Origin of the sequence: Sphingobium olei (assembly GCF_042678845.1) — a bacterium.
GTDB classification, from domain to species: Bacteria; Pseudomonadota; Alphaproteobacteria; order Sphingomonadales; family Sphingomonadaceae; genus Sphingobium; species Sphingobium olei.
Genome location: NZ_JBHTLS010000130.1, coordinates 1 through 20,406, shown reverse-complemented (window position 1 = coordinate 20,406; position 20,406 = coordinate 1). Strand labels below are relative to the sequence as shown.

At 63.7% G+C, this 20,406-nt stretch carries 18 protein-coding genes; 8 read left to right on the top strand and 10 right to left on the bottom strand.

Features of this window, described 5'->3' with window-relative positions; translation table 11 throughout:
- Positions 1–9: 9 nt before the first annotated feature.
- On the top strand, positions 10–2,421 hold the full coding sequence (locus ACFQ24_RS14330; RefSeq protein WP_380912354.1) for a ligase-associated DNA damage response DEXH box helicase: 2,412 nt from the start codon (positions 10–12) through the stop codon (positions 2,419–2,421).
- A 5-nt stretch (positions 2,422–2,426) separates the two neighbouring features.
- Here the strand turns inward: ACFQ24_RS14330 and ACFQ24_RS14325 are convergent, their stop codons facing one another.
- The 4 genes from ACFQ24_RS14325 to gyrB are packed head-to-tail and all read right to left on the bottom strand — an operon-like array spanning position 2,427 to position 6,810.
- Positions 2,427–3,164 (bottom strand): DJ-1/PfpI family protein, encoded by a 738-nt coding sequence (locus tag ACFQ24_RS14325; protein ID WP_380912352.1) that lies wholly within the window; start codon positions 3,162–3,164, stop codon positions 2,427–2,429.
- A 40-nt stretch (positions 3,165–3,204) separates the two neighbouring features.
- Positions 3,205–3,720, bottom strand: a complete 516-nt coding sequence (locus tag ACFQ24_RS14320) for a membrane-like protein (protein ID WP_380912350.1) — start codon at positions 3,718–3,720, stop codon at positions 3,205–3,207.
- Positions 3,721–3,731: 11 nt separating this feature from the next.
- Entirely contained in the window at positions 3,732–4,301 is a 570-nt protein-coding gene (locus ACFQ24_RS14315; protein WP_380912348.1) for a DNA-3-methyladenine glycosylase I, read from the bottom strand.
- A 4-nt stretch (positions 4,302–4,305) separates the two neighbouring features.
- Entirely contained in the window at positions 4,306–6,810 is a 2,505-nt protein-coding gene (gene gyrB / locus ACFQ24_RS14310; protein WP_380912346.1) for a DNA topoisomerase (ATP-hydrolyzing) subunit B, read from the bottom strand.
- Positions 6,811–7,043: 233 nt separating this feature from the next.
- Here gyrB and ACFQ24_RS14305 point away from each other — a divergent pair, with 233 nt between their 5' ends.
- Positions 7,044–7,382, top strand: a complete 339-nt coding sequence (locus ACFQ24_RS14305; protein WP_380912345.1) for a hypothetical protein — start codon at positions 7,044–7,046, stop codon at positions 7,380–7,382.
- Between the two features lie 6 nt (positions 7,383–7,388).
- Here ACFQ24_RS14305 and ACFQ24_RS14300 read toward each other — a convergent pair whose 3' ends face one another.
- Positions 7,389–8,579 (bottom strand): hypothetical protein, encoded by a 1,191-nt coding sequence (locus ACFQ24_RS14300; protein WP_380912343.1) that lies wholly within the window; start codon positions 8,577–8,579, stop codon positions 7,389–7,391.
- A gap of 208 nt (positions 8,580–8,787) precedes the next feature.
- On the opposite strand from ACFQ24_RS14300, the gene yczR reads away from it, so the two are divergent.
- The gene (gene yczR, locus ACFQ24_RS14295) at positions 8,788–10,251 is read left to right on the top strand and encodes a MocR-like transcription factor YczR (RefSeq protein WP_380912341.1); all 1,464 of its coding nucleotides are present in this window, start codon (positions 8,788–8,790) and stop codon (positions 10,249–10,251) included.
- 84 nt (positions 10,252–10,335) lie between these two features.
- On the opposite strand, the gene ppa is transcribed toward yczR, so the two are convergent.
- The gene (gene ppa / locus ACFQ24_RS14290; protein ID WP_380912339.1) at positions 10,336–10,878 is read right to left on the bottom strand and encodes an inorganic diphosphatase; all 543 of its coding nucleotides are present in this window, start codon (positions 10,876–10,878) and stop codon (positions 10,336–10,338) included.
- 37 nt (positions 10,879–10,915) lie between these two features.
- Complete coding sequence (locus ACFQ24_RS14285; protein ID WP_380912337.1) at positions 10,916–12,835, bottom strand: M61 family metallopeptidase; 1,920 nt, start codon at positions 12,833–12,835, stop codon at positions 10,916–10,918.
- A 140-nt stretch (positions 12,836–12,975) separates the two neighbouring features.
- Between ACFQ24_RS14285 and hisS the strand changes: the two genes are divergently transcribed.
- The 4 genes from hisS to ACFQ24_RS14265 all read left to right on the top strand — a co-directional run bounded on the left by hisS (position 12,976) and on the right by ACFQ24_RS14265 (position 17,296).
- The gene (hisS, locus tag ACFQ24_RS14280; RefSeq protein ID WP_380912335.1) at positions 12,976–14,295 is read left to right on the top strand and encodes a histidine--tRNA ligase; all 1,320 of its coding nucleotides are present in this window, start codon (positions 12,976–12,978) and stop codon (positions 14,293–14,295) included.
- The gene (gene prfA / locus ACFQ24_RS14275) at positions 14,295–15,380 is read left to right on the top strand and encodes a peptide chain release factor 1 (RefSeq protein WP_380912333.1); all 1,086 of its coding nucleotides are present in this window, start codon (positions 14,295–14,297) and stop codon (positions 15,378–15,380) included. Before hisS ends, prfA begins: the two co-directional genes overlap by 1 nt.
- Entirely contained in the window at positions 15,377–16,195 is an 819-nt protein-coding gene (gene prmC, locus ACFQ24_RS14270) for a peptide chain release factor N(5)-glutamine methyltransferase (protein ID WP_380912331.1), read from the top strand. The genes prfA and prmC overlap by 4 nt, the downstream gene beginning before the upstream one ends.
- A 306-nt stretch (positions 16,196–16,501) precedes the next feature.
- Entirely contained in the window at positions 16,502–17,296 is a 795-nt protein-coding gene (locus ACFQ24_RS14265) for a DUF4167 domain-containing protein (protein ID WP_380912329.1), read from the top strand.
- Positions 17,297–17,376: 80 nt separating this feature from the next.
- On the opposite strand, the gene ACFQ24_RS14260 is transcribed toward ACFQ24_RS14265, so the two are convergent.
- Both ACFQ24_RS14260 and ACFQ24_RS14255 read right to left on the bottom strand, forming a co-directional pair.
- The gene (locus tag ACFQ24_RS14260; RefSeq protein ID WP_380912327.1) at positions 17,377–17,751 is read right to left on the bottom strand and encodes an acyl-CoA thioesterase; all 375 of its coding nucleotides are present in this window, start codon (positions 17,749–17,751) and stop codon (positions 17,377–17,379) included.
- Positions 17,744–18,043, bottom strand: coding sequence for a hypothetical protein (locus tag ACFQ24_RS14255; RefSeq protein ID WP_380912325.1), 300 nt, complete (start codon positions 18,041–18,043; stop codon positions 17,744–17,746). The genes ACFQ24_RS14260 and ACFQ24_RS14255 overlap by 8 nt, the downstream gene beginning before the upstream one ends.
- A gap of 75 nt (positions 18,044–18,118) precedes the next feature.
- Between ACFQ24_RS14255 and ACFQ24_RS14250 the strand changes: the two genes are divergently transcribed.
- On the top strand, positions 18,119–18,547 hold the full coding sequence (locus ACFQ24_RS14250) for a CBS domain-containing protein (protein ID WP_380912323.1): 429 nt from the start codon (positions 18,119–18,121) through the stop codon (positions 18,545–18,547).
- A gap of 9 nt (positions 18,548–18,556) precedes the next feature.
- Here ACFQ24_RS14250 and ACFQ24_RS14245 read toward each other — a convergent pair whose 3' ends face one another.
- Positions 18,557–20,041, bottom strand: a complete 1,485-nt coding sequence (locus tag ACFQ24_RS14245) for a lipopolysaccharide biosynthesis protein (RefSeq protein WP_380912321.1) — start codon at positions 20,039–20,041, stop codon at positions 18,557–18,559.
- Positions 20,042–20,406 lie beyond the last annotated feature (365 nt).

The window sequence follows — 20,406 nt, the reverse complement described above, 5'->3', positions numbered from 1 at the left end:
ATCCTTCTGATGCCCCCTTCTCTTCCCCCGGTCCTCGATCACTGGTTCGCGTCACGCGACTGGCGGCCACGTCGGCATCAGATCGAAATGGTGAGCGCTGCCGATGCGGGTGCGCATGCCTTGCTCGTCGCGCTGACCGGCGCGGGGAAGACGCTCGCAGGGTTCCTGCCGACGCTTTGCGACCTGATCAGGAACCCGGTCGATCGCCTGCACACGCTGTACGTTTCGCCCTTGAAGGCGTTGGCCGTGGATGTGCAGCGCAACTTGCTGACTCCCATCGCTGAGATGGACTTGCCTATCCGGGTGGAGACCCGCACGGGCGACACGCCGTCCGACCGGAAGGCGCGCCAGCGGGTGAAGCCGCCGCAAATCCTGCTGACGACCCCTGAGTCGCTGTCGCTGCTGCTCAGTTATCCGGATGCCGCGCTGCTTTTCGCGGACCTCAACACCGTCATCGTGGATGAGGTCCATGCCTTCGCCACGCAGAAACGCGGGGATTTGCTGAGCCTGTCCATGGCGCGGCTCCAGGCGATCAACCCCGCCCTGCGCCGTGTTGCTTTATCCGCCACCGTCGCGGACGTGGACGCCTATCGCGCCTGGCTTGCGCCGGACGGGGACATCGATGCGGTACAAGCCGTTCTGGGGGAGGACGGCGTTGATCCGAACGTCACCATATTGATTCCCGAAGGCCGCGTCCCCTGGTCCGGCCATTCGGGAAAATATGCAGCAAGCCAGGTGATGGCAGAGATCGCCGCACGTCAGACGACGCTCGTGTTTTGCAACACCCGCGGCTTGGCCGAGTTGATCTTCCAGGAACTGTGGTCGGCGAACGAGGCGAACCTGCCCATCGCCATCCACCATGGCAGCCTGTCCATCGAAGCGCGGCGCAAGGTCGAATCGGCGATGGCAGCCGGAAAGCTAAGGGCCTTGGTCGCGACGGCCTCGCTCGATCTGGGGGTCGATTGGGGCAATGTCGATTGCGTGATCCAGATGGGGGCGCCGAAGGGCAGTTCGCGCCTGCTGCAGCGGATTGGGCGCGCCAATCACCGGCTGGATGAAGCCAGTGAGGCGATCCTGATTCCGGGCAATCGGTTCGAATATCTTGAGGCGCGCGCGGCGCTGGACGCGGTGGAGGCCGGAGAGCGGGACGCCGACGATTTCCGCGCGGGCAGCCTGGACGTACTGGCCCAGCATGTGATGGGCCTTGCCTGCGCCGGGCCGTTCCGGGCGGACGAGCTATTGGAGGAAGTGCGCTCCGCGACGCCTTATAGCGCGCTGAGCCAGGACGCCTTCGAGAACGTCCTCCACTTCATTGAGGGCGGCGGCTACGCCCTGCGCGCCTATGATCGGTTCAAGCGGCTGACGCATGATGCGGACGGGACATGGCGCGTGTCCCATCCCCGTTTCGTGCAGCAGCATCGGCTGAATGCCGGCATCATCGTCGATCAGCCGGTCCTCTCCGTTCGCTTCGCCAATGGTCGGAAGCTTGGTACGGTCGAAGAGGGGTTTGCGGCGCAGCTTCGTGTCGGCGACAGCTTCTTCTTTTCCGGCATGGCTTTGGAGGTTGTGCGGATGGATATCACCGACTTGGTCGTGCGGGCGACGTCCAAGCAAGCGCGCATCCCTAGCTGGGGCGGCACCCGCATGGCGATGTCGACGCGGCTGGCAGACCGGGTGCGGCATTTTCTGGCGGAGCCGGAGGAATGGCTCCGATTCCCATCAGACGTGCGCGAATGGCTGGAGATGCAGAAGCTGCGCTCCGCCCTGCCCCAGCCGGGCCAATTGCTGGTCGAAACCTTCCCGCACGAAGGGCGGCACTATCTGGTCTGCTACAGTTTCGAGGGCTGGAACGCGCATCAGTCGCTGGGGATGCTGCTTACCCGCAGGATGGAAAGCCAGGGGCTGATGCCGCTCGGTTTCGTATCCAATGACTATGCGCTTGCGGTTTACGGGATGAAGCCCGTTACTGATCCTCAGAGCCTGTTTTCCGCCGACATATTGGATCATGAATTTATCGACTGGGTCGAACAGTCGAGCCTGTTGAAGCGAGCGTTCCGCGATGTCGCGGTGATATCCGGCCTGATCGAGCGGCAGCATCCGGGCAAGCGCAAGACGGGGCGGCAGGTCACTTTCTCCACGGACCTCATTTATGACGTGCTGCGCAAATATCAGCCCGATCACCTGCTGCTCAAGGCCGCCTGGGCGGATGCGCGGGCGCGCATGACCGATGTGGGACGGCTCGGCGACCTGATCGACCGGGCGAGCCAGACGATGCTGCACGTCACGCTCGACCGGGTGAGCCCGCTCGCAGTGCCGGTGCTGATTCTGATCGGGCGCGAGCAGGTGGCGCAGAGTGCGGCGGAAGACGCGCTGCTGATGGAGGCCGAAACGCTGGCCGCGGAAGCGATGCGCGCGGACTGACCCTCTTAGCCAGTCAGGCCGTTCATGGCCGCGAAGGGATCATCCCCGGCATTGTCGTTCCAGCGATATTCGGCGCGATGGGCGACCCATTGGGCCATGTCCTTGCCATAGAGCTTTGCGATCAGGCCGAGCGCCATGTCCGTCCCGGCGGAAATGCCGGAGGAGGAAATATACTTGCCGTCCTCGACCCACCGGGCATGCGGCACCCAAAGGACTTTTGCGCCCTGCGCCGTCGCCCATTTCCATGCCATCTTGTTGCTGGTCGCCTTGATCCCGTCGATCAGGCCGGTTTTCGCCAATAGCCCCGACCCCGTGCAGATGGTCGCCACCTGGGGCGTTGCTTGTGCAATCGCCGTGATCGCCGCCAGAAAATCAGCGTTGTTCACCTCGCGCCGTGTGCCGATTCCGCCGGGGATCATCACAATGTCGAGCCTGGGCGCGTCGGCGAATTCGAAATCGGCGATGGCCGCCGGGCCTGCGCCACTTTTCACCGGACCTGCCTTCGGAGCGATCATGACGATTTCCACCCGGTCCTTGAGCATCCCGAACATTTCCAGCGGTCCGAACACGTCGAGCAGTTCGAAGCCGTCGAACAGGATCATGCCCAACGTCTTCTTCGGTCCGCTGGGCGGAACGGGCGGCCGGGTCGATAGCTGCGCGGCGGCGGCAGTGGTCATCGACAAAGCCGAAAGGGTCGTGGCGGCGGCGATGAGCACATCGCGACGGGTGGAATCGGCGGTCATGGCATCGTCCCTCTTTCAGGCGGTCCAATCCGCATAACGATCAGCGTGGCTCTTCCCGCATGTCCTCCCGAATGCCACCGCATCCTTTCAGGGTCCCTTCGCCAAAGGCAATCTGCACCCGATCGGACCAGAGGACATCACTCATCCCGTCGCTGCAAGGGCCTTCCGTCGCCGTCAGGGTAAAGCCATCACCTTGATAGCGGATCGCCCTGTCGTCGCTGTCTTGCTGGATCACGAAGCGCACCGGCATATGGTCTGGCCGCTCCAGCACCGCCATGGTGCCACGTACCGTCACGGCCCAGAACGGCTCGGTGCCGATCGCCCGATACTGCACTGCCTTGCCCACGCTTGTCTGCGCCGTGGTGGATGTTCCACGTGAAACCAAAGGCTTGGGTGTCAGGCTAGAAGGTCCGGGTTCGCGAACGTCGTGGGTTGCGTCACCATGGGGGATCGGGGCGACGACGGAGTCCGCCTGGCTCGCCGTCGCAGCCTGATTGGTTTCAGCAGCCTCCTGCCTATCGCTGCAGCCACCAAGCATAACAAGGCAGGCGAGCATAGACGCGCGCCTCACGCGCTCAGTGCCTCCCGGCGGAAGCAATAGGCGGCATGATCGTTCACCAGCCCGACCGCCTGCATCCAGGCATAAACAATGGTCGGGCCGACGAACTTGAACCCCTTCTTCTTCAGATCCTGGGAGATGGCGACGGACAAAGCTGTCTGCGTCGCGGCGGTCACGCCGTCGCCCTGCAACGGGACGCCGTGGACGAACGACCAGACATAGGCGGAGAAATCCTCCCCCGCGTCGCGCATCGCGCAGAAAATGCGCGCGCCCGCAATCGTCGCCCCGATCTTCGCGCGGGCCCGAACGATGCCGGCATCGCCCATCAGTCGTTCGACGTCAGCCGCGCCGAAGGCGGCAACTTTATCGGGATCGAATCCGGCGAAGGCAGCGCGGAAAGCGTCCCGCTTGCGCAGGATGATGATCCAGGCGAGTCCCGCCTGGAAGCCTTCCAGCATCAGCGTTTCCCAGAGCATACGCGAGTCACGCTGCGGAACGCCCCATTCCTCGTCATGATAGGCGCTGTAGAGCGGATCGCCCTGCGCCCAGCTGCAGCGAGGACGATCCGCCAGCGTCATCGCCTTAGACGTCCAGGTTTGCGACGTTCAGCGCATTGTCCTGGATGAATTCGCGCCGTGATTCGACGACATCGCCCATCAGTTGGGTAAAGATTTCGTCGGCCACGTCGGCCTGTTCGACCTCGACCCGCAGCATCGAGCGATTGTCGGGATCGAGGGTGGTTTCCCACAGCTGCTCCGCATTCATCTCGCCCAATCCCTTGTAGCGCTGGATCGCAAGGCCCTTGCGCCCGGCGGCAAGGATGGCGTCGAGCAGTGCGCTGGGCGAAATGATGGTGACGCCCTTCGTTGCGGTCGGCAGTTCATCCTCGCCCGCCTCTTCGGCTGCGGCAGCGGCCTTCGCGGTGACCAGGCGGCTGGCATTGCGATAATTTGCCGATTCCTCGCTGGCGATGGCGTGCAGTTTGCGCGCCTCGGCCGATCCGATGAAGCCGCCCTCGATCACATGATGATCGGTGACGCCGCGCCATAGGCGCTCGAAATGGAAGCCCCCCTCCTCGGCGATGCGGCCGGTCCAGCGGCCTTCGGAATCCTGCGCGTCCATCCAGGCGACGGTCGCGGCCAGCCGTTCCGCTTGCGCGTCCTTCGACAGTTCCGGATCGAGCGCGCCGTTGAGGCTGAGTGCCTCGATGATCTGCGGATTGTAGCGGCGCGGCACATAGCGCATCACTGCCCGCATCCGTCGCCCATGTTCGATCAGCCCGCGCAGATCGTCGCCGCTGCGCGCGCCGCCGCTGGTTTCCAGCACCATCGTGTCGACGCCATTGTCGACCAGATATTGCTCCAGCGCCGCTTCGTTCTTGAGGTAAACCTCCGATCGGCCCCGCGTTGCCTTGTAGAGCGGCGGCTGCGCAATGTAGAGGTGCCCCGCCTCGATGATCTGGGGCATCTGGCGATAGAAGAAGGTCAGTAGCAGCGTGCGGATATGCGCGCCGTCCACGTCCGCGTCGGTCATGATGACGATCTTATGGTAGCGCAGCTTTTCCAGGTTGAAGTCGTCGCGGATACCCGTGCCCATCGCCTGGATCAGTGTGCCGACTTCCTTGGAGGACAGCATCCGGTCGAAGCGCGCGCGCTCGACGTTCAGGATCTTGCCCTTGAGCGGCAGGATCGCCTGATTGTGGCGGTTGCGTCCCTGCTTGGCGGAGCCGCCGGCGGAGTCGCCTTCGACCAGGAACAGTTCGGATTTGGCAGGATCGCGCTCCTGGCAGTCGGCGAGCTTGCCGGGCAGCGAGGCGATGTCCATCGCGCCCTTGCGCCGCGTCAGTTCGCGCGCCTTCTTGGCGGCCTCGCGCGCGGCGGCGGCGTCGATCACCTTCTGCACGATCATCTTGCCATGCGCCGGATTCTCCTCCAGCCACTCGGCCATCTTGTCTGCCATCAGGCTTTCAAGCGGCTGGCGAACTTCCGAGGACACCAGCTTGTCCTTGGTCTGGCTGGAGAATTTGGGGTCGGGCAGCTTGACCGAGACGATCGCGGTCAGCCCTTCGCGCATATCCTCGCCGGTGAGCGACACCTTCTCCTTCTTCAGCGCGCCCGACTTCTCTGCATAATTGTTGAGGGTGCGCGTCAGCGCCGCGCGGAAAGCGGCGAGGTGCGTGCCGCCATCGCGCTGCGGGATGTTGTTCGTGAAACACAGCACATTTTCATAATAGCTGTCGTTCCATTCCAGCGCGACGTCGATGGTCACGTCGTCGCGGGTTCCGGCGATCGCGATTGGATCGGGCATCAGCGGCGTCTTGTTACGATCCAGCCACTTCACGAAAGCGGCGATCCCGCCCTCGTAGAACAGCTCGACCTCCCTCTTCTCCTCATGTCGGGCATCGACCAGGAACAGGCGCACGCCCGAATTCAGGAAAGCAAGTTCGCGGTAGCGATGCTCCAGCTTGTCAAAGTCGTACTCGGTCTGGTTCTTGAAGGTGCCGCCGTCGCCGGGCGTCTTCTCGGTCGAGGCGAGGAAAGTGACACGTGTGCCCTTCTTGCCCTCGGGCGCGTCGCCGATGACCTTCAGGGGCGCGGTCGCATCGCCATAGGCGAAGCGCATATAATGTTCCTTGCCGTCCCGCCAGATGTTGAGGTCCAGCCATTCGGAAAGGGCGTTGACGACCGACACGCCCACGCCGTGCAGGCCACCCGACACTTTATAGGCGTTATCGTCGCTGGTATTCTCGAACTTCCCGCCCGCATGCAGCTGGGTCATGATGACCTCGGCGGCCGACACGCCCTCTTCCTTGTGGATGCCGGTCGGGATGCCGCGGCCATTATCCTCGACGCTGACGGACCCATCCGGGTTCAACGTGATGACGATCCGGTCGCAATGCCCGGCCAGCGCCTCGTCGATGGCATTGTCGCTGACCTCGAACACCATATGGTGCAGGCCGCTGCCGTCGTCCGTGTCGCCGATATACATGCCGGGCCGCTTGCGCACGGCGTCCAGCCCTTTCAGCACCTTGATGCTGTCGGCGCCATAATCATTGCTGTTAGGGGAGTTCATGGGTTCTTCGCTCATGCCGAGCATATAGGGACTCGCCCTAAGAAACTAAAGCGAAACATGGCGTCTTTCGGGCGGGCTCGGGCCGGTCTATCACAGCGTCATGCGCGCTCCTGATCCCTCTCCTGCTCCTGTCGGCCTGCTCGAAAAGCACCGACATCTATGAGGAGCTGCCCAACAGCTCGCTCGCTGGCGCGCCGCGTGAGGATGTGCCCGAAAGTCGGATGGACGCGCCGGTGGCTCGGCCGGTGATGATCGGCGAGGACGGCGCGAGCTTTTCGGCTTGTGAAACAATGGGAACGATCATTGCCGCAGGCGATGACGAGTTGCCGGCCCAATTGAGGGCGGCTCCTTTCGCGGATTCAAAAAGTGCCGGGCGATTAGCTCCGGGCAGCCGGGTATATGTGTGCTCACGCACGCTGGACCAGAAGTGGCTGGGCGTTGTGCTGGACGTTTCCAATGTTCCAGCGGCTACGACTCCCGCAATGGAGTGCGGCCTGAAAAGGCGCGTCGAACGAAAACAGCCTTACTCCGGTCCTTGCCCCAGCGGCTGGGTGTCGAGCGCCTATGTCCGGCTGATCGCCGGCTGACCCAACTTATTCGATACCGGTGAACACCAGCTTCTGTACGCGTCTGCCGGTGTTCACCTCGGTCGCGTAGATATTGCCTTCGCTGTCGGTGTCGATGCTGTGCAGCCAGGTGAACTGCCCCGCCTGCCGCCCCACCCGGCCGATCGCGCCCAGCACCTCATGCGTCTTGCGGCGCAGGATCCAGATGCGGCCGTTCATCATATCGGCAACGTAGAGATAGGTCTGCTCGGGATCGGGCGAAAAGGCGATGTCGGTGACGGTGTGAGTGCCGCCGGTTTCCGGCGCGATGGCGAGATCGCGCACGAAAGTCATCCCGCCATCCTTCTCCCGCTTGAACAGCTGCGCGCGGTTGTTGTTGCGGTCGCAGATATAGAGATGGCCGTCCTTCGTCGGCACCACGCAATGGACGATGCTGTTGAAGAGCGCGGCCTTGGGATCGGCTGTGCGGCTTGGGTCGACGGCGTGGCTCTGGTCGAAATCCCCCTGCAGAACAGGCCCGGCAGGTGGTTTGCCGTAGGCACCCCATCGCCCCTTGTATGCATACGTCCTGGCGTCGAAGCCGATCACCCGGCGATTCACATAACCGTCGGAAATCAGCACCATGCCGTCCGAGTGATTGACGTCGGATGGGTTGCCGAGCTGGTCGGTGGCGTCATTGCCGCCGGTCTTGTCCCGCCGCCCGAACTGCCGAAGATATTTGCCGTCCCGCGTGTAGTTCATCACGACATGGTCGCCCTTGCCGTTGCCGCCGAACCAGACCGTGCCGCCCTTGTCGACGAACACGCCGTGCAGGCTGGCAGGCCATTGGTTGACGCCCTCGATGGTGGGTGCGCTCGCCGTGCCGCCCCAGCCGGCCATGTAGCGGCCGTCCTTGCCGAAACGCACCACCGGAGGAGCGGGCTTGCAGCAGATCGCGATCGGCGGATCCTGCGCGAGGCCGGTATCCGTGTCGGTGAGAGAATGAGGCCGGTGAACCACCCAGACCGAATCGTCCGGCCCCACCGCCACGCCGCTGACTTGCCCCAGCAGTAGATCGCCAGGCATGGCTGGCCATGCTGCATCGACCTTGAACCGGGGCATCTTCGTGCCCGCCGGTGCGACCTGCTCGAACGCCAGCGGCGCTAGCGCCGGCTGCGGCGGATCGGCTGCAGCGGCGGGTGTGGACAGGAGCAGGGCAGCAAGGACGAAAGCGCGCATGCGGGACTTTCCATGCAAGGAGACGGTGAGGCCGTCGATCATGCCCCACCGCTCGCAGCCGTCAATCGCCATCGCGTGAAAACCGCTCGATGTATTGATGGCGCGATCTGTGGAACAGGGGGAATGCAGGTTCAGCATAATTGGCCTTTTTTACAGAGGCCAATTCTCGGTAGATGGACGTCGCCTACAGTCATGCGGGAAGTCTGCCATGTCCACTTCGCTGTTGCGTCCCCCTTCTCTCCTGCGCCTGCTGGGCGCGTGGCGCGCGCGCGACAGCGCCGAGCCCGCCTATCGCCAGCTTGCCCAGGCGCTGCGAATGCTCGTGCTGGACGGGCGGATCGGCCTTAACGTGCGCTTGCCGGGCGAGCGTGAACTGGCGGCGGCTTTAGGTCTGTCCCGCACCACGGTGGCGGCCGCCTTTGACCGGCTGCGCGACGAAGGATTTCTCGAAAGCCGGCAGGGATCCGGCAGCGTCACCCGCCTGCCGACCGCACGCGCGGAAACCGCGCCCGTGGAGCTGGAAAGCGCCCATGGCGGCAATCTGCTCAACTGGACGCACGCCGCCCTCCCCGCCGCGCCGGGCGTGGCGCGCGCCTATGCGCATGCGGTGGAAGCCCTGCCCGCCTATCTTGGCGATCTTGGCTATGACGCGCTTGGCCTCAAGGTTCTGCGGTGCGCGATCGCGGCGCATTATGAGCGGCGCGGCTGCCCTACCTCCCCGGACCAGATCATGGTGACCAACGGCGCGCAGCAGGGTTTTTCGCTGCTGCTCAAGTGGCTGGCCGGACCGGGCGACAGGGCGGTAATCGATCATCCGACCTACCATAACGCCATTCAGGCGTTGCAGCGCGCCCATGTCGTGCCGGTGCCGGTGGGCCTGCCCGCCCATGGCTGGGACATCGACGCGATGGAAGCGGCGTTCCGGCAGACCTCGCCCCGGTTCGCCTACGTCATCGCGGACTTCCACAACCCCACCGGGCGGAGCATGGACCCTGCCACGCGGCGCGCGCTGGTCGCCGCCGCGGCGCGCAGCCACACGCCGCTCATCATCGACGAAACGATGGTGGCGATGGGACTGGATTTCGCCCCGCCGCCACCTGTGGCGATCCATGACCCTTCCGGGCGGCAGGTCATCACGCTTGGATCGGCCAGCAAGATTTTCTGGGGTGGGCTGCGAGTCGGCTGGATCAGGGCCGATGCGCAGACGGTAGCGGCATTGGGCCGCCTGCGCACGACGATGGACATGGCGAGTCCGGTGATCGAGCAGATCGCGGCCGCGCAACTTATCGACGCCGATGTCGGCCTGGGCGAGCGCGCCGATATGCTGCGCAACCGACGCGATCATCTGTTGCGCCTGATCGAGCAGCGGTTGCCACAGTGGCGCGTGGAATCTCCGTCGGGAGGCCTGTCGCTCTGGGCCGAATTGCCGCGCGGGGAAGCGACCGCGCTCGCCGCGCTTGCGGAGAGCATGGGGGTGCGCGTGGCCGCTGGTCCCCGTTTCGGGGTGGGCGGAGCGTTCGAACGCTTCCTGCGCTTGCCCTTCACGCTGGACGAAGCGCAGCTTGAAGCGGGGGTGGACCGGCTGGTGGAGGCCGACGCCCGGCTGCATGCCCGGATGCCGCGCATGCGGGATTCGCTCGCCATGGCGCTGGAGGCGGATCGCCTGATCTAGCGCAAGCCGCCTGAGGAGGCGCACGAACAGAAAGGCCGCGCGAATCGCTCCGCGCGGCCTTTCGTCACTCGTCGCAAGAGCGGCTCAGGCGGCCTTCTTGCTTTCCTTGTAGCGTTCGATCGCTTCCAGCGTGATGCGCTTGGCGTCTTCCGCGCCGCCCCAGGTGCCGACGCGGACCCACTTCTTCTTCTCCAGATCCTTATAGTGGGTGAAGAAATGCTCGATCTGCTCCATCACGATGCCGGGCAGGTCGTCTTTCTCCGACACGTTGGAATAATAGGGGAAGACCGAGTCGGCCGGCACGCAGACCAGCTTTTCGTCGCCGCCTGCTTCATCCTCCAGATTGAGCACCGCGATGGGGCGCGCGGCCACCACGGCCCCGGGGATGAAAGGCGATCGGGCGATGACCAGCGCGTCCAGCGGATCGCCGTCGGGGGACAGCGTATGCGGCACGAAGCCGTAATTGGCCGGGTAGCGCATCGGCGTGTGAAGGATGCGATCCACGAATAGCGCGCCGGACGCCTTGTCGAACTCATATTTCACCGGCTCGCCGCCGGTCGGAACCTCGATGATGACATTGAGGCTGTTGGGCGGATCGTCCCCGACCGGGATCAGTTCGATATTCATGGGAAACCCCTTATCCTACCTGTTTGGTTACGGGTGATTATGTTCTCGGTTTCAGCAGCCGGTCCAGGCTGCCTTCACCCCCTCCTGTCTTTTCGAGGCGCGGATAGCGCAGGCCGCCCGAATAATCGAGCGTCAAAGTGCGAAAATACTTGTCCTGCTTCAGGATGATCTGGATCGGCGACTTCGCCTTGATCGCCGCTTTCCATGCGTCCCCGGAAAATTCGTCGCCATTGACCGCCAGGATCTTTGCGCCGACCGTCAGCCCGGCCTTGAACGCCGCGCTGTCCCAGATGACGCCGCTCACCTCGCCGTCATTCTTGACGATCGCGCCGATGCCGAAGCTCTGGTCCACCATCTTGTTGGCACCTTCGGACGCCTTGGTGATGCTGTTCGGTTCTTCCCCATAGACCAGGTTATAGCCCCCAAGGATGAAGCCGCCCTTGGGCGTCTCGCGCGTCGGGCTGTCGACATATTTCTGGAAGAAGCCGGCCCAGTCATAGGGCGCGATGTCATTGAGCGTCTTGATGACGTCGCCGCGATTATAGACGACCTGGCCCCAGTCGCCCGGCTTGATGCCGAAGAAGGCCTTGGCGAAATCATCGAGGCCCTTCTTGCCGCGGGTCGCCTTGGCGATGATCGCGTCTGCCTCAAGCCAGATCATCAGCCCTTCGTTATAATAGTCCTCCGACCGCTGCCAGCTCACCCAGCCCTTGGGCCGTCGGGCGGAGATGATGGGATCGTGCGTGGTGTCTTCCATCGGGCGCCATTGGCGGCCGACCGCCGTGTCGAGCTTCGCCGCGATCTGCGCATAGGCGTCCAGCGTCTCCTGCTTGGAGAAAAGGCCGGAGCGTGCGCCCAGCACATAGCCCCAGAATTGCGTCTGCCCTTCATAGACCCACAGCAGATTGTCCTGCATCGGCACGTTGAAATCGGGCGTCCAGAGCAGGTCGGGGCGGCGGAACTTGCCATCCCAGCTATGGGTGAATTCGTGCGGCAAGAGATTGCGGTCGAGCAGCGCGTCGCCCGAATCCCATTTCTTGAAATAGCCCGGCTCGACCTGATTCTCGGACGATCGGTGATGTTCCAGGCCGATGCCGCCCATCTCGTCGGTGATGGCGAGCAGAAAGTCATAATGGTTGAAATGATAGGTGCCGAACAGCGTCCCGGCTTCGTCCACCAGTTTCTTGTGCTTGGCGATCTGCTCCGGTTTGAAATCCAGTTCGTCGGCGTCGTCGGCGACGATGTTCAGCGTGACGTTATGGCCCAGGTCCACCGGCTTGAAATAGCGGCCGGCGAAGACCGGCGAATCCTGAAGCGCTTCATAATCGATGGTTTCATAGGCTACAGCATTGCCGTTGCGCGTACCGCGCAGCGCGGTCGCCGCCTGCCAGCCTGCCGGATAGGTCACGGTCGCCTGGATCGGAATCTGCCGTGTGTAATAACCCGCCGGATAGAGCGAGACGCTTTCCCACTGGATGTTGAGCATCTTGGGCGTCACGACCACGCGGCCCTGATTCCCGGCCGTGGCGGACAGGAACTGGAACTGCGCCACGACTTCGCTCGCGCCCTGCGGCACGTCGATCTGGACGGCGTAGACGTTGAGCGGATCGCGTTTCCACGCGACCGGCTGGCCGTTGGCGGTGAAGGTAAGGCCAGTCAGCTTCTCGATCTGCCCGCGCGGGGCATGGTTGCCGGGCAGCCATTCGGGCATGCGCAGCGTCACCGGCCCGGCCTGCGCCACCGGGATGGTTTCCTTGACACGGAAGATGCGCTGCGTGGTGTCGCTCGCGTCGACCTCCAGCCGGATCGTGCCGCCGGGATAGGCGATGTCCTTTGGTTCAGCTTTCCCGCTGTCCACCGGCAGCGCGGTCGGCTTCGAACGGATGGCCTCCTGCGCCAGGAGCGGGGCCGAGATGGCGGTGGAAAGGCAGAATGCGGCAGCAAGGCTGCGGATCATGGATGTCTCCGACAGGAAATGGAGGCGGGGGCGCCCTATGGTCTTTAGCATGGCGCGGGTTTAAGCACGCGTCCACCCCAGACGATGCGCTCGAAAAAGCGCTTTCGACAGGGTTGCTTTGCGGTTAAAGGCGCAGCCCCATGGCAAAAACAGAAACGCCGCGCCCGGTGCGCGGCACGCAGGACTTGCTGGGCGGAACGGCCGAGGCGTTTCAGGAGAGGTTCGCGCACGTCGTCGCGACCTTCGATCGCGTGCGCCGCCTCTACGGTTTCCAGCGGGTCGAGGTGCCGGTGTTCGAGCAGACCGCCGTTTTCGCTCGCTCTCTGGGCGAAAGCACCGATGTCGTCTCCAAGGAAATGTATACGTTCCTTGATCGCGGCGGCGATTCCATTACGCTGCGGCCCGAGTTCACCGCCGGTATCAGCCGCGCCTACATCACCGAAGGCTGGCAGCAATATGCGCCGCTTAAAGTGGCGACCCATGGCCCCCTGTTCCGCTACGAGCGGCCGCAAAAGGGCCGCTTTCGCCAGTTCCACCAGCTTGACGCCGAAATCATCGGCGCGGCCGAGCCCGGCGCGGACGTGGAACTGCTGGTCATGGGCGACCAGCTGCTGCGCGAGCTGAACATCGAAGGCGTGACCCTGACGCTCAACACGCTGGGCGACGCGGCGAGCCGCGACGCGTGGCGCGCCGCGCTGATCGCCCATTTCGAGGCGCACCGGGGCGAGCTTTCGGAGGAAAGCGTCGAGCGGCTGGCGAAAAATCCGCTCCGCATCCTCGACAGCAAAGATCCCCGCGACCGCCCGGTGGCTGACAGCGCGCCGGATATCGACGCTTACCTGACCGACGAAGCGCGCGCTTTTTTCGAGAAGGTGACGACGGGCCTCGACGCGGCAGGCGTGGCATGGGAACGCAATGCCCGACTGGTGCGCGGGCTGGACTATTATCGGCATACCGCTTTCGAGTTCGTCACCGACCGCTTGGGTGCGCAAGGCACAGTGCTGGGCGGCGGGCGCTATGACGGGCTGATCGAGAATCTGGGCGGCCCTAGCACGCCTGCGGTCGGCTGGGCGGCTGGGATCGAACGACTGGCAATGCTGGTGGGTAAGCCTGCAATTCTAACCCCTGACCTCAACTTCATTCCGGCTAACGAAGAGTCGCGTTTACTTGCGACAGAGCTGCTAGGGCTTGCGCGCAGCAACGGGATCATGGCCGAAATGGCGTTCAGGGGATCTCCCAAAAAGCTATTTGAAAAAGTAAAGCGTGATCTAAGCGCGGTGCGCGTCGTTTCTGTTGAAGCCGGCGATGGCGTAGGGAATTTAGGATCGTTCAGATTGCGTGACATTTGGCACGAAGCAAAGCCAATACGGGCTACTCTCAAAGACGCGATTAGCCAGCGCTTTGTTTTGGATGAAGATGAGGAAAGCCGGGTCATCACACTGGTGAAGCGCAAGGGCTAATGCACATCTCCGCCGAACGCATCGCGCAGATTGAGGCGCGCCGGGATGAGGTGCAGGCGTCGATGACTCGCGCCGATCTTCCCGCCGATGCGTTCGTCAAACTCTCCAAGGAATATGCGGAGATCGAACCGGTCGCCAATGCCGCGCGGGAACTGCGCCGGCTGCGGCAGGAGCTGTCCGCGCTCGAGACGATGACCGGCGGCGAAGAGGCCGACCCCCTGATGCGCGAAATGGCGCAGGAGGAGATGCAGCTGCTGAAAAACCAGCTGCCCGCCGCCGAGCGCGCACTGGCCTTGCAGCTCTTGCCCCGCGACGCCGCCGACTCCCGTCCCGCCATGCTGGAAATCCGGGCCGGCACCGGGGGCGACGAAGCCGCGCTGTTCGCTGGCGACCTGTTCCGCATGTATCAGCGCTATGCCGATACCCAGGGGTGGAAGATGGAGATGATCTCCGCCAACGCCTCCGAACAGGGCGGGTTCAAGGAAGTGGTGGCCAGCATCAACGGGGCTGGCGTGTTCGCGAGGCTGAAGTTCGAAAGCGGCGTCCACCGCGTCCAGCGCGTGCCCGTGACGGAGAGCGGCGGACGCATCCACACCAGTGCCGCGACCGTCGCCGTCCTCCCCGAGCCGGAGGAGGTGGACGTTCAGATCGCCGATTCCGACCTCAAGATCGACATCTACCGCGCCAGCGGGGCAGGGGGGCAGCACGTCAATACCACCGATTCGGCGGTGCGCATCACGCACCTGCCCAGCGGCATCGTCGTGACGCAGCAGGACGAACGGTCGCAGCACAAGAACAAGGCGAAGGCGATGCAGGTGCTGCGCGCGCGTCTTTACGAGGCCGAGCGGGAACGCACCCAGAGCGAGCAGGCCGGCGCGCGCAAGGCGATGGTGGGGTCGGGCGACAGGTCGGAACGCATCCGCACCTATAATTTTCCGCAAGGGCGCGTGACCGATCACCGTATCAACCTGACACTGCACCGGCTGCCCGAGATATTGGAAGGCCCCGGCCTTGCAGAGGTGATCGATGCGTTGATCGCGGAGGACGAGGCCGCGCGGCTGGCGCAGCTGGACGGAGTGGGGTGACCATCCCAGACGCGCTGCGCGCCGCGGCCGCCCGGCTCGTGGCCTCCAGCGACACGCCGAGGCTCGATGCCGAATTGCTGATGGCGCATGCCCTCGGGCTGTCCCGGGCGGACATGCTGCTGCGTCAGCGCGATCTGACCGTTCCTCAGGATTTCTTGGCCTTGCTAGATCGTCGTCTGGCGGGGGAACCCATCGCGCATATCACAGGCACGCGCGATTTCTGGACGATCAGCCTGGCCGTGACGCCTGATGTGCTGATCCCCCGGCCCGACAGTGAAACGCTGATAGAGGCGGCGGTGGATCATTTTACCGGCCGATCGCCGTCTACCATCCTGGATCTTGGCACTGGGTCGGGCGCGCTGCTGTTGGCGGCGCTTGATCAATGGCCCCAGGCGCGTGGCGTCGGCATCGACGCGTCGCCTGCCGCGCTCGCGGTTGCGCAGGAAAACGCCGGAAGTCTGGGCATGGATGACCGTGCGACTTTTCGGCCGGGTAACTGGGCCGTAGGCGTGGACGGTCCGTTTGATCTCCTGCTCATCAACCCGCCCTACATTGCTCTCGACGAACCCTTGTCAGGCGATGTGCTGCGTGATCCCGCCAAAGCCTTGTTCGCCGGGGTGGATGGGCTGGACGATTACCGCCGGATCGTGCCCGCCCTGCCTCGTCTGATTGCGCCAGGCGGTATGGCCGCGATCGAGATCGGCTATCGTCAGGCGGATAGAGTATCCGCGCTCATCTTGGCCGAAGGGCTGCATGTTCGGGTCAAGCGCGACCTTGCCGGCCATGACCGCTGCCTGATTGTAACGGGGGATTGATGTTGATTTGCGCCTCTCCGGGCGAAAATGGCTTGGTTTATGCGGTAAAAGGCACTACATCAGCGTCAGGGACGGCTCTATCTTGTGACATGGCCTGTTAGGCCATTGATACAAAAAGCCGATTCCCTGCTCCTGAAAGTCATGACGGCGCTCGCTGCGCAAGCGCTGCTGGCAGCTGGGGTGATGATCCGGGCAGGATCATGCCTGGCGGAGCCGTATACGGCCTGAAGGACAGGCCGTGCTTGGAGATGGCGACTGAACAGTGTTGTCAGTGAACTTTGACACAGCGAACGCAAGGATCATATCTTGATCAACAACCGGCAGGCCGGCCGCCGCAATCGCGGCCGGAATAATAATGGTCGCCCCAACGGCAACAATCGGGGCGGCGGCGATAACGGCAACCGGATCGACAACCGCGCGCGCGGGAATGCGGCCCAGCTTCTTGAGAAATACAAGAATATGGCGCGCGATGCGCAGATGGCGGGCGACCGGGTGAACGCCGAATATTATCTGCAGTTCGCCGACCATTATTTCCGCGTGCTGGCCGACAATCGCGCCCGGCAGGAAGAGCAGCAGCAGCGCTTCCGTCCGCGTGAGGACAGTTTCGATGAAGATGGCGACGATTTCGACAGCGCGGATGAAGGCGTGGACGATTTCCGTGGCGAGCAGCCGGCCTATGACCGCGCTCCCCGCCCTCAGGAGCGCCGGCCGGAAGAGGCGCGCGACAATCGCGACGGCAACCGCAACAATCGCCGCGACCGCAATCGCCGCGACCGCGGCTCCCCTCAGGAGGACGGCGGTTTGCTGCCCGAGGTAGGGTTTGAAGGGCCGGTCGGCACGCCAGCGGACCCGGTATCCGCTCCTCAGGCGGCAGAAGCGCCGGCCCCCGTCGCGGATGCGCCGGAGCAGGCTGCCGAGCCTGCCCGTCCCCGCCGCGGCCGGCCGCGCAAGGCGGTGCCTGCGGAGTCGACGGAGAGCTTCGACGCGGCGGTTCTCCCGCCCTCGATCGCCCGCAGCGACGACACAGGGGCGGACGAGGGAGAAGCGCCCCGTAAGCGTGGACGCCGGCCCCGCGCTGCCACGGCCGAAGCCGCCGAATAAGGCCCGCCGCAGGGATTAAGAAAAGGGGACGGCGTCCATGGCGCCGTCCCCTTCTTGCATCTGCCGTATCCGCGCTGCTCCTATTCAGGCAGCGGCCGGGGGCGATGATCGGCGTCCAGTGCGACGAAAGTGTAGACGCCGCTGGTCACATTCACCTCCGTCTGCGCGACGCCGCGCGTCGCCACCACGTCGATGTGGATCGCCAGCGACGTGCGTCCGCGCCGCATCTCCCGCGCATAAACCGAAACGACATCGCCCAGCAGGATGGGACTGATGAACTTCATGCCCTCGATCGCCACGGTGGCGACGGGCCCCTGAGCTATCCGGGCCGCCATGATGCCACCGGCAATGTCCATTTGGCTGAGCACCCAGCCGCCGAAAATATGCCCGTTGGCGTTGATGTCCATCGGGCCAGGGACGACCCGCAACGCTGCTTCACCCCTTTGTTCAGTCATCCAGCGGCACCTCGTCCTTCAACCTGTCCATCACCTGTTCGTCATGGCCCGTCCCGCTGGACAGGAAAGCCAGCGCCATCAGACCCGTTCCGAGCATGAAGGTCAGCCAGACACCCAGAACGGTCGCGATCACCATGTGGATCGGCAACTGACCAACGCTCCAGTGAAGAAACAGGAGTGCCAGTCCCACGCACAGCGTCGCGCCCACCGCCATCCATGCCATGATTCGCCGGAACCGTTTCCAGGCGATGGCGGCGATTTGGGGATCATCCAGGGCCTGTCTGCGCGTCATCCCTTTTCATTGGGCCGCGAAAGTGGGATCATCAAGTCCTGACAGAAGCCTTTGTGGCAACATAGGAGAGCAGCCATGACCATCGCGGCGATATTGCAGCGTAAGGGAAGCGACGTCATCCAGGTTCGGCCGTCCGACAGCGTGCTATTCGCCGTGCAGTTGCTGGCCGATCGCAAGATCGGCTGCGTCCCCGTGGTGGAGGATGGGGAGGTCGTCGGCATCTTTTCCGAACGGGATCTGGTCCATCTGATTGCCCGGGACGGCGCTGCGGCGCTGGAGCATGATGTGGGAGAGATCATGACCGCGCCGGCGATCACCATCGACGATCGGACGCCGGTGCTGAACGGCTTGTCTCTGATGACCAAGCGCCGCATCCGTCACTTGCCCGTCGTGGTCGATGGCGCGCTCGCCGGCATGGTATCTATCGGGGATCTGGTCAAATTCCGAATCGACAGCATCGAATCGGAAGCCGCGGCGCTGCGCGATTATATTCAGACTGCCTGACCGGGCGGATCATCCCGCCTGAATGGGTGGAGCCCGCCGCACGACCAGCGCCACCAGTTCCCTGAGTGTTTCGCCCGCCAACATGGACACCGCGGCCAGAAAGGCCAGTCCGCCGGCTGGAACCAATATCCCCAGGCGTGCGGGAGCGGGTAGGGGGGGCAACATCGCGTCCACGGCCATGACGATGGCCGCCATGACGATGGCGCAGCCAAGCCCAGGCGCTGCGGCGCGCGCGACGTCAGTGATGCGCAATCCCATTGGCCTGCCTGCCATGACGGCGGTCATCACGGTCAGCACCGGGAACGCTGCCAGCCATGCCCATGCCAGTCCGATCGCGCCGGCCTGAATCCCGATCAGGAAAGCAACCGGCATCAGCACCGCGCCGACGGCGGCGACTCGGGCGGTCGTGCCTGGGCGGCCCAATGCATTGCTGACCGGCGCGAACATCACCTGCAGCGTCATGAACGGCATGGCCAGTGCGAGGATCGACACGAAAGGCGCCATGTCCAGCCATTTGCGCCCGAACAATGTTTCCACCAGCGGTTCCGCCGTCACGGCCATGCCCAGATAGATGGGGCATGTCAGCAGCAGCAGCAGCTTCACCGCCTTGCAAAAGGACCATGCGACGCGGCTGAGGTCTTTTTGCATGCGCGCATAGGCGGGGAAGGCGACATCGTTGAGCGGCGGCACGAACTTGCTGACGAAAATCTGGGTAAGGAACAGCGCTTCGGCATAGAGGCCGAGCTGATGTGGCTCCAGCATACGGCCGCCGATGAAGATATCGGCCTGGCTCTGCACGATCCAGAACAGTTGGCCGCCCAAGAGCGAAGCGCCATAGGCGACCATCGCACCCGTGCCGCGGAAGTCGAAGGTTGGAATGGGGCGGAAACCCGTTGCGATGACATAGCCGGCCGCCTTGATCCAGAAGCCCGCGAGCGGCGCGAACACCAGCGTCCACACCCCCCATCCCGACAAAGCACCCACCAGCGCCGTCGCCGCTGACGCGATCGCCGCGATCAGGTTGACGAGGGCAGGGCGCTTGAAGTCGAGCGCGCGTCCCATGATCGCCTCAGGAACGGAGATGAAAGGCGTCGAAAGATAGAGCAGCGCCTGCACTCGAAGCAGATGCGCCACCATCGGCTGGTCGTAATAGTCGGCGGCCAGGGGGGCGATCAGCAACTGCGCCAGTGCCAGTCCGCCATTCAGCAGCAGCATGATGGTGAAGGCCTGGCGCAGCCTGTGGATTTCGACGGTAGCGGATTGGACCAGCGCGCTGACCAGGCCATATCCGTTGAGGAAGGTGGCAAAGTTCAGGATCACCTGGGTCATCGCGAACAGGCCGTAATCGGCGGGATCGAGCAGGCGGATGACCGCCAATGTCACCACCCAGCTCACCATCTGCGAGACGATCTGGCTTCCGGAACGCCAGAAAATGGCGCTGCGTATGCGGGAACCGAACCCTGCGTCTTCGGCGTCGGCATCCTGCAGGGTCATCCGTGCGCCTTTCCATGGTGGCTGTGGGTCATGGGGCAGATGTAGCGCGGAACTTCCGAAAATTTTCTGAAATAAAATTGCAAAAAGGGTTTGACGGGTCGGATTGCCGTCCATATATGCCGCCTCACCGGACGGGACGAGGCCTTCAGCGGCATCGAACGGCTGGTCGCCAACAGGAACGGGAAGCAACTCCCTCGATGAATTTTCGAGGAAGGATGGCTGTCCTCCTAAAGGTGTCGGTTCTTTGACATTGTTGATTGATGAAGGGACATGTGGGCGGCGGCTCGTGTGGCATGGGGCTTAGGCTTGTGCTGCAGTAGCAAATTTAAGTCGTTCTATATGTCCTTATACATATCCACAGTAAT